The sequence below is a fragment of the Pseudomonas sp. SDO55104_S430 genome, from assembly GCF_054070595.1.
Genome location: NZ_JBSVXG010000023.1, coordinates 17,246 through 31,696, shown reverse-complemented (window position 1 = coordinate 31,696; position 14,451 = coordinate 17,246). Strand labels below are relative to the sequence as shown.

The window sequence follows — 14,451 nt, the reverse complement described above, 5'->3', positions numbered from 1 at the left end:
GCCTCTTCTTAATTCTTCGCGACAGCGGGTTGGGCTGCCGGAGGCGCTACAGGTTCCCGCCAGCCAACAGCAAGGCCGTTGGCGTAGCGCAGATCGATGCGCGCAATGTTCGTAATCTGTTCTTTAAGCGTCTTGTCGTAGATGGCGATGAAACGGCGCATCTTTTCTACCTGGTTGCCGCGTCCGAGCAGCAGCTCGATGCCGGGGCCCGCGCTGCCGGGGCCGGTGGTCAGGAACCAGCTGCCTCGGTCACGCAACTCCAAACGTGCGATGGAGAAGCCCAGCGGCCTGAGCATCTGACTCAGTACCTGGTATTGCTGCATCACCTGCTGCTGGGCCCGTTGTGGGCCGAACAGCTGCGGCAGGTGTTCGTAATTGGCCAGTTCACGCGGAGTGAACGCCTGACCCTGGTTGTTCAACAGCGACTCATCGCCCCAACGAGCCACCGGCAGTTGCTCTTCGAGGCGAATCACCACCTGATCCGGCCATACCCGACGCACTTCGGCGTGGGCGATCCATGGCATCTGTTCCAGCTCGGTGCGCATGCTCTCAAGGTCGATGGTGAAGAAGCTCGACGCCACGTACGGGGCGATTCGCTGCTGCACCGCCTGCTGGCTGATGTAGCTCAGGTCGCCCTGAACGTTGATCTTGGTGATCGGCCGGTCGGCGTAGGGCATCAAACGCTGCGCGCCTTCGTAAGTACCGAACCCCAATGCCACCAGCAGCACCGGCCAGAACAGGCTTTTCAGAAAGCCGAAATTGGCTTTGGGCAGGCGCGCGGACATCGGCTCTTTGGCCACCATTCGGCTGGCACCCCGTGGCACCGGCTTGCGGCCGGTAGCGGGAGGCTGATGTCTCAACTGTGCGCCTTGCATGGTCTTAACCTCGCGACTCTTGCTTGTCGGCGGCGTTGCGGGCAACGCTTTCGGCGAGAATGGCCAGAACCAGTTGCTGGAAATCCAGACCGGCGGCACGGGCCGCCATCGGCACCAGGCTGTGATCGGTCATGCCCGGTGCGGTGTTGACTTCCAGAAACCAGAACTGCCCGTCGGCGTCCTGCATCACGTCCGCCCTGCCCCAGCCGGCGATACCCAGCGCCTCACAGGCTTTGGCCGTGAGGTCCATGAGTTCCTTTTCCTTGGCACTGTCCAGCCCGCACGGAATGCGGTACTGGGTATCGTTGGCGATGTACTTGGCGTCGTAGTCGTAAAAGCTGTGGGTCGTGCCCAGGGCAATCGGAGGCAACACCTGGTCACGCAGGGTGGCGATGGTGAACTCCGGACCATGAATCCATTGCTCGACCAACACTTGCGAATCATAGGTACTGGCCGCTTTCCAGGCGTCGATCAACTCGGACGCGGAAGTCACTTTGGCCATCCCGATACTTGAACCTTCATGGGCCGGTTTGACGATCAAAGGGAAGCCCAGTTCCGCGGCGGCGGAAATACAATCGGCCTCGCTGCTCAACACCGCATGACGTGGCGTCGGAATACCCAGGCTGTGCCAGACCTGCTTGGTGCGCAGCTTGTCCATAGCCAGGGCCGAGGCCAGGATGCCGCTGCCGGTGTAGGGAATGCCCAGGCATTCGAGCAGGCCCTGCATGCTGCCGTCTTCACCGCCACGACCGTGGAGGATGATGAAGGCGCGATCGATTTTTTCGTTCAGCAGACGCTGCAGCAGGTCATCGCCGACATCGAGACCGAACGCATCCACACCGGCGCTCTGCAGTGCGTCGAGGACAGCGTTGCCCGACTTCAGGGAGACTTCGCGCTCGGCACTCTTGCCGCCGAACAGCACGGCGACGCGGCCGAAATCCTTCGGCGCGATGGTGGAGACGAGGTTGGCGTAGGCAGCGGTCATTTCAACTTCCCCTCGACCGGCGCAGCCACGGCGCCGGTGAACAACGGACTCTTCAACAAACTCGGGGCAAGGCCGCCGACGTCACCGGCGCCCTGGCACAGCAGGATGTCGCCGGCACGCAGCAGCGGCTTGACCAGTGGTGCCAGGTCGATGCCACGCTCGATGTAGATCGGGTCGAGTTGGCCGCGCTGGCGGATGCTGTTGCACAGCTTGCGGCTGTCGGCGCCCGGAATCGGCTCTTCGCCGGCCGGATAGACTTCCATCAGCAGCAGGACGTTGGCATCGGCCAGTACATTGACGAAGTCGTCGTACAGATCGCGGGTACGGCTGTAGCGGTGCGGCTGGTAGACCATCACCAGACGGCGCTCCGGCCAGCCACCACGCACGGCCTTGATCACCGCCGCGACTTCGGTCGGGTGGTGACCGTAGTCGTCGACCAGCATCACGTTGCCGCCTTCGACCGGCAGCTCGCCGTAGACCTGGAAACGACGGCCGACGCCCTGGAAGCCCGACAGGCCCTGGACGATAGCTTCATCGCTGACGCCTTCGTCGCTGGCGATGCAGATGGTCGCCAGTGCGTTGAGTACGTTGTGGTTGCCCGGCATGTTCACCGAAACATCCAGCGGCTCGCGATCCGGACGCAGCACGGTGAAGAAGGTCTGCATGCCCTGCTGGCGCACATTGATGGCGCGCACGTCGCAGTCTTCGCCGAAGCCGTAGGTCACGGTCGGACGCTTGACCTGCGGCAGGATTTCGCGCACGACAGGATCGTCCAGGCAAACCACGGCCAGACCATAGAACGGCAGGTTGTGGAGGAATTCGACGAAGGTTTTCTTCAGTTTGTTGAAGTCACCGTCGTAGGTTGCCATGTGGTCGGCATCGATGTTGGTGACCACAGCGACCAGCGGCTGCAGGTGCAGGAAGCTAGCATCGCTTTCGTCGGCCTCGGCGATCAGATAACGGCTGGTGCCGAGCTGGGCATTGGTGCCCGCGGCATTCAGACGGCCACCGATCACGAAGGTCGGATCCAGGCCACCGGCGGCGAACACCGAAGCTATCAGGCTGGTGGTGGTGGTTTTGCCGTGGGTACCGGCGACGGCGATGCCGTGGCGATAGCGCATCAGCTCGGCCAGCATCTCGGCGCGCGGCACCACCGGGATGCGGCGCTCCAGGGCGTTGGCGACTTCCGGGTTGGAGGTGTTGACGGCGCTCGACACCACCAACACGTCGGCAGCGGCAGCGTTCTCGGCGCGGTGGCCGATGAAGATCTGTGCACCAAAGGATTCCAGACGCTCGGTAACCGGCGAAGCTTTAAGGTCCGAGCCGGACACTTCATAGCCCAGGTTCAACAGCACTTCGGCAATCCCGCACATGCCCACGCCGCCGATACCGACGAAGTGGATGCGACGGATGCGGCGCATTTCCGGTTGTGGCATGGCTTTCTGATTCTCAACCATGGGCCACCTCCAGGCAGGTATCGACCACGTTACGGGTGGCGTCGGGTTTTGCCAGGCGGCGGGCCGCAGTGGCCATATCGTTCAGTCGTTGCGGTTGCATCAGGACCTCTGTCAGGCGCGCGGCAAGATCCGCTGCGCCGGTCGTTCTTTGCGGCATCAGGAAGGCAGCGCCTTCACGGGCCAAATAATCGGCGTTGCGGGTCTGGTGATCGTCGATCGCGTGGGGCAAGGGCACCAGCATCGAGGGCAGACCGGCGGCAGCCAGTTCACTGATGGTCAGCGCGCCTGCGCGGCACACCACCAGGTCGGCCCAGCCATAGGCTTGGGCCATGTCTTTGATGAAAGGCTGCACCTGCGCTTCGACGCCAGCCGCGCGATAGCGCTCTGCAGTCACTTCATCGTGGTTTTTGCCGGCCTGATGGAACACTTCCGGGCGCAGGTCGGGAGCGACTTGCGACAGGGCTTCAGGCAGCAACTTGTTCAACGGCTCTGCCCCAAGACTTCCGCCCAGGACCAGCAAACGCGCCTTGCGACCGCCCAGGGCGGCTCGCGGTGTTTCGAGGAACAGCTCGGTGCGCACCGGGTTACCGGTGGTCCGTCGGCTGCTCGACAGGGTAAAGGTGTCGGGGAACGCTTCACAGACTCGAGCGGCCAACGGCACCAGCAACCGATTGGCGGTACCGGCCACGGCGTTCTGCTCGTGAACGATCACCGGCACACCAGCCAGTTTGGCGGCGACACCGCCAGGACCGGTCACATAACCACCGAATCCGACCACGCAGACCGGCTGCAACTGGCGAATGATCGCCCGTGCCTGCCAGACCGACTTGAGCAGCATGAACGGTGCCTTGAGCAGCGACAGCTTGCCCTTGCCCCGCAGGCCGCTGGCGTTGATACGGTGCAGTTCGATGCCGGACATCGGCACCAGTTCGTTTTCGATGCCGCGCGGCGTGCCGAGCCAGTGCACGGTGTAACCGCGCGCCTGGAATTCGCGGGCACAGGCCAGCGCCGGGAATACGTGGCCGCCGGTACCGCCGGCCATGATCAATACGTTAGCGCCCATGATTCGGCTCCTCGGCGAAGTCGCTCTCATGGAATTCCATCTCTTCGCTGCCCAGGTGGGTTCGACTCTCCCACTCGATGCGCAGCAGCAGGCCAAGACAGGCACAGCAGATCACCAGCGAGCTGCCGCCATAACTGAGGAAAGGCAAGGTCAGACCCTTGGTCGGCAGCAGACCGACGTTCACCCCGATATTGATCAGAAATTGACCAATCCACAGGAACGACAGGCCGTAAGCGACATAGGCCGCAAAGAACTGTTTGGCTTTCTCGGCCCACAGGCCGATGTACATGCCACGAATACAGACGAAGACGAACAGCGCGACCGTGCACAGCGAGCCCACGGCGCCCAGTTCTTCGGCAAGGACGGAGAACACGAAGTCGGTGTGGGCTTCCGGCAGGTAGAACTGCTTCTGCACGCTGTTGCCCAGGCCGACGCCCAGCCACTCGCCGCGACCGAAGGCGATCAGCGCCTGGGACAATTGATAACCGGCACCGAACTGGTCGGCCCAAGGGTCGGCAAAGTTGGTCAGACGCGCCATACGATAGGGCTGCATCTGAATCAACAGCACCACGGCACCGACCGCCAACACCACCATCAGGGAGAAACGGAACAGCCCGACCCCGCCCAAGAACAGCATCGCCGCTGCGGCGCCCATCATCACGACGGTGGCACCGAAGTCCGGCTCCATCAGCAGCAGACCCGCCATCGGCAGCAGCACGATGAACGGCTTGAAGAAGCCCATCCAGCTCTCGCGCACTTCTTTCTGACGACGTACCAGGTAACCGGCCAGATAAATCACCACGAACACCTTGGCGATTTCGGACGGCTGTACGTTAAAGAAGCTGAAGCCGATCCAGCGCATCGAACCGTTCACCTCACGGCCGATGCCCGGAATGATCACCATCACCAGCAGGCCGAAGGCACCAATGAGCATCAACCAGCCCAGGCGCTGCCAGGTGGCGATCGGAATCATCATGGTGACGATGCAGGCACCAAGGCCCAGCACCACGTAGATCAGGTGACGAATCATGTAATACAGCGGGCTGCCCGACTGCACGGCCGCCACTTCGGTCGATGCCGAGGCGATCATGATCAGGCCCAGACCCAACAGCGCCAGGCAACCGGCGAGCATCGGGAAGTCGAGATCGATACCGCGTCCGGTAATCAGCGGTGATGGATACGGCTTGATGATGCCCTTCAGGCTCATGCCAGATCCTCCACGGCGCGGACGAACTGGTGACCACGGTCTTCGTAGTTCTTGAACATGTCGAAGCTGGCGCAGGCTGGCGACAGCAGCACTACATCGCCCGGCTGGGCAGCGGCGCGGCACTGTTCAACGGCTTCGACTAGAGAGCCTGCGCGAATCAGCGGCACGGCGTCGCCAATGGCTTCACCGATCTTGTCGGAATCACGGCCCATCAGAATGACGGCGCGGCAGTTGGCGGCCACCGGACCACGCAGATCCTTGAATTCGGCACCCTTGCCGTCGCCGCCGGCGATCAGCACGATCTTGCCGTCGATGTCCGCGCCAAGACCTTCGATGGCAGCCAGGGCGGCGCCGACGTTGGTGGCTTTGGAATCGTTGTAGTAGCCGACGCCATCCAGGTCACGGACCCACTGGCAACGGTGTTCGAGCCCGGCGAAGTTGCGCAGGGCCGAGAGCATGGCATCGAACGGCAGGCCGACCGCATGGCCGAGGGCCAGGGCCGCCAGGGCGTTGGACTGATTATGGGCGCCGCGGATTTTCAGCTCGCGCACCGGCATCAGGTTCTGGAATTCGAAGGCCAGGTATTTCTCGCCATCTTCCTCACGCAGACCGAAAGCCTTGAAGTCCGGCTTGGTCAGTCCGAAGGTCCAGCAAGGCTGGCCCTCGCCCATCAGCGGACGGCTGAGGGCGTCCTGGCGATTGACCACGAACTGTTTCGCGCCACGGAAGATCCGGTGCTTGGCCAGATGGTAGGCCGGCAGGCCGCTGTAGCGGTCCATGTGGTCTTCGCTGATGTTGAGCACGGTCGCGACTTCGGCGTTGAGTTGGTCGGTGGTTTCCAGCTGGAAGCTCGACAACTCCATCACGTACAGCTCGACGTCGTCGCGCAGCAGGTCCAGCGCCGGCGTGCCGAGGTTGCCGCCGACGGCGACGCGCTTGCCGGCCGCGGCCGCCATTTCGCCGACCAGGGTGGTCACGGTGCTTTTCGCGTTGGAACCGCTGATGGCCACGATCGGCGCCTTCGCGTTACGCGCGAACAGCTCGATGTCGCCGGACAGCTTCACGCCACGGGCAGCTGCAGCCTGCAGGGCCGGAGTCGCCAGCGCCAGGCCGGGGCTCACGTAGAGCTCGTCGGCACGGCACAGGAATTCGACATCCAGCTCGCCACAACGCACTTCCACGTGCGGATAGTCACGCTTGAGCGTGGCCAGTTCCGGTGGATTTTCCCGCGTATCGGCCACGGCAAACGCCACGCCCCGGTTCGCCAGGAAGCGAACCAGGGACATGCCGCTCTTGCCGAGGCCGACAACGATGCGGAAGTGGTCAGAAGCTATCAGGGACACGGGTTCTACCTCAGCTTCAGCGTGGCAAGGCCGATCAGCACGAGAATCACGGTGATGATCCAGAAACGGACGATCACGCGCGGCTCGGGCCAGCCCTTGAGTTCAAAGTGGTGGTGAATCGGAGCCATGCGGAACACACGGCGACCGGTCAGCTTGAAGGAGGCAACCTGAATGACGACAGACAGGGTTTCCATCACGAACACACCGCCCATGATGAACAGGACGATTTCCTGACGGACGATCACCGCGATGGTGCCCAGCGCGGCACCCAGTGCCAGTGCGCCGACGTCACCCATGAAGACTTGTGCCGGGTAGGTGTTGAACCACAGGAAGCCCAGGCCCGCACCGATCAGTGCGCCACAGAACACGATCAGCTCGCCCGCGCCCGGTACATAAGGAATCAGCAGGTATTCGGCGAACTTCACGTTACCCGACAGGTAGCAGAAGATCCCCAGGCCACCGCCGACCATCACGGTCGGCATGATCGCCAGGCCGTCGAGGCCGTCGGTCAGGTTGACCGCGTTGCTCGAGCCGACGATCACGAAATAGGTCAGGACGATGAAGCCAGCGCCCAGCGGAATGCTGTAGTCCTTGAGCATCGGCAGGATCAGGGTGGTTTCCACCGGTGTGGCGGCAGTCATATAAAGGAAGATCGCCGCGCCCAGGCCGAACACCGATTGCCAGAAATACTTCCAGCGGCTCGGCAGACCACGGGAGTTCTTCTCGATCACCTTGCGATAGTCATCGACCCAGCCGATGGCGCCGAACAGCAGGGTGACCAGCAGGACCACCCAGACATAACGGTTGCTCAGGTCAGCCCACAGCAGGGTGCTGACGCCGATCGAAGACAGAATAAGAGCGCCGCCCATGGTCGGGGTGCCCGACTTGGACAGGTGCGATTGCGGACCATCGTTGCGAACGGACTGGCCGATCTGACGGTTCTGCAGGGTGCGGATCATCCACGGGCCATAGCACAGCGACAAAACCAGCGCGGTCAGTACACCGAGAATCCCGCGCAGGGTCAGGTACTGGAAGACCGCGAAGCCTTTGTAGAACTGTTGCAGATACTCCGCTAGCAGCAGCAGCATTAATGTTTCTCCAAACTGGAACCGCACAGTGCGGCAACGATGTTTTCCATCGCTGCGCTGCGCGAGCCTTTGATCAAAATGGTGGTGTTTGTGTCTTGCTCGGCGCCAAGCGCCTTGATCAGCTCAGCCTGCGTGCTGAAGTGAAAGGCCTGTGGGCCGAAGGCGTCGACGGCGTGCTGCATCATCGGTCCGACGGCGTACAGCGCGGAAACCTTGCCACGGGCGTATGCGCCCACGTCGCGGTGCCCCTGCTGCGCCCAATCGCCCAATTCGCCGATATCCCCGAGCACCAGGACGGTGCGGCCGGAAAAGCCGGCGAGTATATCAACGGCGGCGCACATCGAGGTGGGGTTCGCGTTGTAAGTGTCATCGATCACACGCATGCCATTGCTGGCCAGTTGCGCGACGGTGCGGCCCTTGACCGGCTGCACCGCGCCAAGGCCCGTGGCGATGCCGAACAGCGACACGCCCAGTGCGTGAGCGGCAGCCGCGGCGGCCATGGCATTGGCGACGTTATGGGTGCCGAGCAGGTTCAGTTGAACATGCTCCACACTTTCAGGCGTGTGCAGGTTGAACGACGGGCAGCCGCGCGCGTCGGTCGCCAGGTCACTGGCGTAAAAGTCGGCTTGGCTGTTGGTCAGAGCGAAGGTCAGCACCTTGCGACCATCTGCGCGCTTCTTCCAGATTTCGAAGGCCTTGTCGTCAAGATTGAGAACGGCGACGCCATCGGCTGCCAGCCCTTCAATGATCTCGCCTTTGGCTTCGACGATCTTTTCCGGACCGCCGAACTCGCCAACGTGGGCGGTCCCGGCGTTGTTCAGAATGGCCACGTGGGGTTTGGTCATGCCGACGGTGTAGGCAATTTCACCCAGACGCGAAGCGCCCAGCTCGATGACCGCGGCAGTGTGTTCCGGTGCCAGTTCGAGCAGAGTCAGCGGCGCGCCGAGGTCGTTGTTCAGGTTGCCACGGGTAGCCAGCACCGAACCGCGGGTGCGCAGGATGCTCGCGAGCATTTCCTTGACCGTGGTCTTGCCGCTGGAACCGGTGATCGCAGCCACTGGCTGGGTAAATGCGGCGCGGTTCAACGCACCGAGTTGCCCCAGCGCCTGACGGGTATCGCTGACCAGCAATTGCGGCAGGGTGCTGTCTTTGATTTCGCGCTCGACCAGTGCGGCAACGGCGCCTTTGCCCGCCACGTCGTTCAAGTAGTCGTGACCGTCGAAACGCGGACCGGTCAAGGCAACGAACAACTGGCCCTGCTTGATCGCGCGACTGTCGATGCTGACGCCGTCGAAGCTGGCATCGGCACCGAGCAGACGGCCATTGAGGGCGCTGGTCAGTTCGCTGAGTTTCAGGGCCTTAAGCATGGGCCACCTCCCAGGCGGTCAGGGCATGATCAGCCTCGACCAGATCGGAGAAGGCGTGGCGCACGCCGTTGATTTCCTGGTAGTCCTCGTGACCTTTGCCCGCCAGGACGATCACGTCATCCGCCGAAGCTTCAGCGACCAATTGGGCAATGGCCTTGCCGCGACCGGCCACGAAAGTGACTTTATCCACAGCCGCAAATCCGGCGCGGATGTCATCGAAAATGATTGCCGGGTCTTCGGTACGCGGGTTGTCGTCGGTGACCAGGACGCCGTCGGCCAAACGCTCCACCACTTCAGCCATCAGCGGGCGCTTGCCGCGGTCACGGTCGCCGCCACAGCCGAACAGGCACAGCAAACGGCCTTTGACATGGGGACGCAGCGCGGTCAGGACTTTTTCCAGGGCATCTGGAGTGTGGGCGTAATCGACCACCACCAGCGGCTGAGTGCCACCGCCGAGACGCTGCATGCGGCCGGCCGGGCCTTCGAGCTTCGGCAATACCTTGAGGATTTCGTCGAGGGCATAGTCCAGGCCGAGCAAGGCACCGACCGCAGCCAATACGTTGCTCAGGTTGAAACGGCCGAGCAAGGTGCTGCGCAGGTGGTGTTCGCCCTGAGGCGTAACCAATGTGGCGCGCACGCCTTCGTCGTCGAAAGTTGCTTCGCGGCAATAAAGGTAGGCGCTGCTGTCGAGCAGACTGTAAGTGATCAGTCGCGATTCACGTTTCTCGGCAGCCAACTGGCGGCCGAAATCGTCATCGAGGTTCACCACCCTGCATTTCAAATCGTTCCAGGCAAACAGCTTGGCCTTGGCTTCGCCGTAGGCCTGCATGGTGCCGTGGTAATCCAGGTGATCCCGGGAAAGGTTGGTCATCACCGCCACGTCGAAGGCCAGCGCGGTGACCCGCCCCTGGTCCAGACCGTGGGACGAAACTTCCATGGCGACGGCCTTGGCACCGGCCTTTTTCAGGTCGCCGAGGGTCGCTTGCATGGCAATCGGGTTCGGCGTGGTGTGCAGGCCGCTTTCCAGCGCACCGTAGAAACCGCAGCCCAAAGTGCCGACGATGCCGCAGTGCTGACCGAGCAGGTCAAGCGCCTGGGCGACCAGTTGGGTCACGCTGGTTTTGCCGTTGGTGCCGGTCACGCCGACCATGTTCAGGTGATGGCTGGGCTCGCCATAGAAGCGGCCGGCGATATCCGACAGTTGTGCAGCCAGGCCTTTGACCGGAATCAATGGCACTTCGGTGATCGGCAGCACGGTGGCGCCTTCGACTTCATAAGCCACGGCAGCAGCACCGCGCTGCAAGGCATCGGCAATGTGCGCGCGGCCGTCGAACTTGCCGCCAGGTACCGCGAGGAACAGATCGCCTGCGCGGACATTGCGACTGTCGAGCGCCAATTCACGGATCAACAGATCGTGGCCGGCATGGGGGAAGATTTTATTCAGACTCAATGACATCAGCCGCGCCCTCCATTGGCTTTCAGCGGAACGACCGGGGTGGCGTTGACTTGTTGAACAGGTGGCAGGTTGTCGGGGGTGACGTTCATCAGGCGCAGGGTCCCGGACATCACGCGGCTGAACACCGGCGCCGATACCAGGCCACCGAAGTAACCGGCCTTGGTCGGTTCGTCGATGACCACCACGATGGCGTAACGCGGATCGTTCATCGGCCCGAAACCAGCGAACAGCGAGCGGTAGGAGTTCTCGGCGTAGCCTTTGGTGCCGACCGAAGTTTTGCGCGCAGTACCCGACTTGCCGCCCACGTGATACGCCGGAACCTGAGCACGGAACACACCGCGCGGGGCTTCGATCACTTGTTGCAGCATGCCTTGCATGGTTTTCGCGACGGTTTCCGGCAGGACCTGGGTGGTCTGCGGCGCCTTGTCGGTTTTGATCAGCGTCAGTGGAGCCAGACGACCGTTGTTCGCCAGGGCCGAGAAGGCATGCACCAGCTGGATCGCCGTCACGGAAATACCATAGCCGTAGGACAGCGTGGCCGTCTCGGCCTTGCGCCACTCGCGGTAGTTCGGCAGGTTGCCGACACGCTCACCCGGGAAACCGAGGCCGGTGTCCTGGCCGAGGCCGAGTTTCTGCGCCAGACGGAAGATGGTTTCGCCGCCGATATCGAACGCGACCTTACTCATGCCGACGTTACTGGAATTGATCAGAATGCCAGTCATGTCCAGCACCGGACCTTCGGTCTTGGACACGTCCTTGATGGTGTACTTGCCGATCTGCAAGGTCCCCGGATACACCTCGACGCTGTCGCTCGGTTTCCAGCGTCCGGTCTCGATGGCGGCGCTCATAGAGATCGCTTTCATGGTCGAACCCGGCTCGAACACGTCGATCATCGCGCGGTTACGCATCATTGCCGGCTGCAGGTTGCGACGGTTGTTCGGGTTGTAGGTCGGCTGGTTGACCATGGCGAGGATTTCACCGGTCTTCACGTCCATGATCACCAGGCTGCCGGCCTTCGCGCCGTTCTCGATGATCGCGTTGCGCAGCTCGCGGTTGGCCAGATATTGCAGGCGCAGGTCAATGGACAACGCCAAGGGCTTTCCGGCCTTGGCGTTTTTGGTGACCTGGACATCCTTGATCAGCCGGCCTCGCCGATCCTTGATCACTTGCCGTTTGCCCGGCACCCCGGCCAGCCATTCGTCATAGGCCAGTTCGACACCTTCGCGCCCGTGGTCGTCGATATCGGTAAAGCCGACCATATGCGCGGTGACTTCACCTGCCGGATAGAAACGGCGGAACTCTTCGATGCCGTAGACGCCCGGTACTTTCAGATCGAGTACGGCCTGGCCCTGCTCAGGCGTCAGCCCGCGCACCAGATAGATGAACTCTTTATTGGCTTGTGCTTCGAGACGCTCGGCCAGGGCTTTCGGATCCTGTCCCAGTGCGGCGGCGAGTGCCGGCCACTTTTCCTTGGCCAGTTGCATTTCCTTGGCGTTGGCCCACAGGGTGGTGACCGGCGTACTGACGGCCAGCGGCTCGCCGTTACGGTCGGTGATCAGACCACGGTGAGCCGGAATAGGAATATGACGTACGCTGCGCGCATCGCCCTGACCTTTGAGGAAGTCACGGTCGACGACTTGCAGATCGATGATCCGCCACGCGATCGCTGCCACCATCACGCCGAGCAAGCCCACCACCAGGCGGAAGCGCCAGGGAAAGAGTGCGCCTTCGAGTTTCATCATGGCGCCACCATCTGCACTTCGGCGGCACCGGGAATGCGCATTTTCAGTTGTTCGGTGGCCAGCACTTCGATACGGCTGTGAGCGGTCCAGGTGCTTTGTTCAAGAATCAACCGGCCCCATTCGGCCTGCGCCTTGTCGCGCACGCTCAGCTCGTTGTACAGCGAGTTCAGCAACTGACGGTTCCAGTGCGCGCTGTAGGACACGCCGATGGCAGAAATGAGCACGCCAACGAACAGCAGCAGCATGAAAAAGCTGCCGCCGGGCAGTGGCTTGGCGAAAAGCTTGCTCACCGCAACTTCTCCGCGACACGCATGACGGCGCTACGGGAACGTGGGTTGGCTTTGAGTTCGGCGTCGGAGGCCGTCTGCGCTTTGCCGTGGATTTTGATTTTCGGTTCGAACGCGACGTGCCGAACCGGCAGGTTACGCGGCAGGTTGTCGGCTTCGCCTTTCACCAGCTTGCGCATGAACAGTTTGACGATGCGGTCTTCCAGCGAATGGAAGCTGATTACGACCAGGCGACCGCCCACTTCCAGGCAATCCAGCGCAGCTTCGAGGCCGGCTTCCAGATCGCCCAGTTCGTTGTTGACGTGAATGCGCAGGCCCTGGAACGCACGGGTCGCCGGATTCTTGCCTTTTTCCCAGGCAGGATTGGCGACCTTCAGCACTTCGGCCAGGTCAGCGGTGCGCTCGAACGGCTTGATGTCGCGACGCTCGACTACTGCACGGGCCATGCGTCCGGAAAAACGCTCTTCGCCGTATTCCTTGAATACGCGGGCAATTTCTTCCGCTGATGCGGTGTTGACGAACTCGGCCGCGCTGACCCCGCGGGACGGGTCCATGCGCATGTCCAGAGGACCGTCATTGAGGAAACTGAAGCCGCGCTCAGGGTCGTCGAGCTGCGGCGAGGACACGCCGAGGTCGAGCAGAATCCCGCTGACTTTGCCGTGCAGACCGCGCTGGGCGACTTCGGATCCAAGCTCGGCAAAGCTGCGCTGCACAACGACAAAGCGGCCGTCTTCGGCCGCTAGCGTCTGCCCGGTGGCAATCGCTTGAGGGTCTTTGTCGAATCCGAGCAGTCGACCGTCCGGACCGAGCCGACTGAGGATCAACCGGCTGTGCCCGCCGCGCCCGAACGTGCCATCCAGATAGCAGCCATCAGGGCGTACGGCGAGAGCCTCGACGGCTTCGTCAAGCAGTACGGTGATGTGGTTAAAGCCGCTATCAATAGTCACAGGATCAAATCACGCAGTTCATCAGGCATCGCGCCCGGTTGTTGAATAGCTGCCAGGTCAGCGGCAGCAACCGCATTCCAGGCATCCTCGTCCCACAGTTGGAACTTGTTCAGTTGGCCTACCAACATCGCGCGCTTATCCAACTTGGCATATTCACGAAGACGCGGCGGAACCAGAAAACGACCACTGCCATCGAGCTCGAGGTCGACGGCATTACCAATCAATAAACGTTGCAGACGGCGGTTCTCTTCGCGAAGCGAAGGCAGTGCGCGCAGTTTGGTTTCGATAATTTCCCACTCATCGAGTGGGTAAACACACAAACATGGATCAACGGCATCAATGGTGACGATCAACTGACCGGAACTACGCGAATCGAGCTCGTCACGGTACCGACTCGGCATGGCGAGACGGCCCTTTGCATCGAGACTGATTGCATTGGCTCCGCGAAACACGTCAGCGTTTCTCCAAATGTTAGCGTTTTGCGCTCAAAAAACCCACTTCGTGCCACTTTCCGCCACTTGTGCACACTATAGGAATGCGCCCACCGCACCGTCAAGGCGCGCATTAAAGGAAAACCCTTACAGAACTGAGATTTAGGAGCGTAAAAGGAGGAGACACGAGAATCGGGCAGAGA

General features: G+C 62.0%; 13 protein-coding genes. All 13 read right to left on the bottom strand.

What is annotated here, in order from left to right; all coding sequences use genetic code 11:
- Positions 1-8: 8 nt before the first annotated feature.
- The 13 genes from ACW9JE_RS07135 to mraZ are packed head-to-tail and all read right to left on the bottom strand — an operon-like array spanning position 9 to position 14,269.
- Positions 9-875, bottom strand: a complete 867-nt coding sequence (locus tag ACW9JE_RS07135) for a cell division protein FtsQ/DivIB (protein ID WP_175377810.1) — start codon at positions 873-875, stop codon at positions 9-11.
- Positions 876-879: 4 nt separating this feature from the next.
- Entirely contained in the window at positions 880-1,860 is a 981-nt protein-coding gene (locus tag ACW9JE_RS07130) for a D-alanine--D-alanine ligase (RefSeq protein ID WP_457432330.1), read from the bottom strand.
- Positions 1,857-3,317, bottom strand: coding sequence for a UDP-N-acetylmuramate--L-alanine ligase (gene murC, locus ACW9JE_RS07125; RefSeq protein WP_457432329.1), 1,461 nt, complete (start codon positions 3,315-3,317; stop codon positions 1,857-1,859). The genes ACW9JE_RS07130 and murC overlap by 4 nt, the downstream gene beginning before the upstream one ends.
- Positions 3,310-4,380, bottom strand: coding sequence for an undecaprenyldiphospho-muramoylpentapeptide beta-N-acetylglucosaminyltransferase (murG, locus tag ACW9JE_RS07120; RefSeq protein ID WP_224533526.1), 1,071 nt, complete (start codon positions 4,378-4,380; stop codon positions 3,310-3,312). The genes murC and murG overlap by 8 nt, the downstream gene beginning before the upstream one ends.
- Positions 4,370-5,587: a putative lipid II flippase FtsW gene (gene ftsW / locus ACW9JE_RS07115; protein WP_411961538.1), complete on the bottom strand. Its 1,218-nt coding sequence runs from the start codon at positions 5,585-5,587 to the stop codon at positions 4,370-4,372. The genes murG and ftsW overlap by 11 nt, the downstream gene beginning before the upstream one ends.
- Positions 5,584-6,930 (bottom strand): UDP-N-acetylmuramoyl-L-alanine--D-glutamate ligase, encoded by a 1,347-nt coding sequence (gene murD, locus ACW9JE_RS07110; RefSeq protein WP_224533527.1) that lies wholly within the window; start codon positions 6,928-6,930, stop codon positions 5,584-5,586. Before murD ends, ftsW begins: the two co-directional genes overlap by 4 nt.
- Positions 6,931-6,935: 5 nt before the next feature.
- The gene (gene mraY, locus ACW9JE_RS07105; RefSeq protein WP_015096766.1) at positions 6,936-8,018 is read right to left on the bottom strand and encodes a phospho-N-acetylmuramoyl-pentapeptide-transferase; all 1,083 of its coding nucleotides are present in this window, start codon (positions 8,016-8,018) and stop codon (positions 6,936-6,938) included.
- On the bottom strand, positions 8,018-9,385 hold the full coding sequence (locus tag ACW9JE_RS07100; protein ID WP_457432328.1) for a UDP-N-acetylmuramoyl-tripeptide--D-alanyl-D-alanine ligase: 1,368 nt from the start codon (positions 9,383-9,385) through the stop codon (positions 8,018-8,020). Before ACW9JE_RS07100 ends, mraY begins: the two co-directional genes overlap by 1 nt.
- Positions 9,378-10,841, bottom strand: coding sequence for a UDP-N-acetylmuramoyl-L-alanyl-D-glutamate--2,6-diaminopimelate ligase (locus tag ACW9JE_RS07095; protein WP_457432327.1), 1,464 nt, complete (start codon positions 10,839-10,841; stop codon positions 9,378-9,380). The genes ACW9JE_RS07100 and ACW9JE_RS07095 overlap by 8 nt, the downstream gene beginning before the upstream one ends.
- Positions 10,841-12,580 (bottom strand): peptidoglycan D,D-transpeptidase FtsI family protein, encoded by a 1,740-nt coding sequence (locus ACW9JE_RS07090; protein WP_224533566.1) that lies wholly within the window; start codon positions 12,578-12,580, stop codon positions 10,841-10,843. Before ACW9JE_RS07090 ends, ACW9JE_RS07095 begins: the two co-directional genes overlap by 1 nt.
- Positions 12,580-12,873, bottom strand: a complete 294-nt coding sequence (gene ftsL, locus ACW9JE_RS07085) for a cell division protein FtsL (protein WP_224533530.1) — start codon at positions 12,871-12,873, stop codon at positions 12,580-12,582. Before ftsL ends, ACW9JE_RS07090 begins: the two co-directional genes overlap by 1 nt.
- A complete protein-coding gene (gene rsmH, locus ACW9JE_RS07080) occupies positions 12,870-13,817 on the bottom strand; it encodes a 16S rRNA (cytosine(1402)-N(4))-methyltransferase RsmH (RefSeq protein WP_457432326.1) in 948 nt (315 codons plus the stop codon). The genes ftsL and rsmH overlap by 4 nt, the downstream gene beginning before the upstream one ends.
- Positions 13,814-14,269 carry a division/cell wall cluster transcriptional repressor MraZ gene (mraZ, locus tag ACW9JE_RS07075; protein ID WP_175377800.1) on the bottom strand — a complete coding sequence of 152 codons (456 nt, stop codon included), beginning with the start codon at positions 14,267-14,269 and terminating at the stop codon, positions 13,814-13,816. The genes rsmH and mraZ overlap by 4 nt, the downstream gene beginning before the upstream one ends.
- Between the last annotated feature and the right edge of the window lie 182 nt (positions 14,270-14,451).

Coding starts and splice junctions, on each gene's coding strand:
- ACW9JE_RS07095 (WP_457432327.1), bottom strand. CDS start 10,841: ATGTCATTGAGTCTGAATAAAATCTTCCCCCATGCCGGCCACGATCTG.
- murC (WP_457432329.1), bottom strand. CDS start 3,317: ATGGTTGAGAATCAGAAAGCCATGCCACAACCGGAAATGCGCCGCATC.
- mraY (WP_015096766.1), bottom strand. CDS start 8,018: ATGCTGCTGCTGCTAGCGGAGTATCTGCAACAGTTCTACAAAGGCTTC.
- ACW9JE_RS07090 (WP_224533566.1), bottom strand. CDS start 12,580: ATGAAACTCGAAGGCGCACTCTTTCCCTGGCGCTTCCGCCTGGTGGTG.
- ACW9JE_RS07135 (WP_175377810.1), bottom strand. CDS start 875: ATGCAAGGCGCACAGTTGAGACATCAGCCTCCCGCTACCGGCCGCAAG.
- ftsW (WP_411961538.1), bottom strand. CDS start 5,587: ATGAGCCTGAAGGGCATCATCAAGCCGTATCCATCACCGCTGATTACC.
- ACW9JE_RS07100 (WP_457432328.1), bottom strand. CDS start 9,385: ATGCTTAAGGCCCTGAAACTCAGCGAACTGACCAGCGCCCTCAATGGC.
- ACW9JE_RS07130 (WP_457432330.1), bottom strand. CDS start 1,860: ATGACCGCTGCCTACGCCAACCTCGTCTCCACCATCGCGCCGAAGGAT.
- murG (WP_224533526.1), bottom strand. CDS start 4,380: ATGGGCGCTAACGTATTGATCATGGCCGGCGGTACCGGCGGCCACGTA.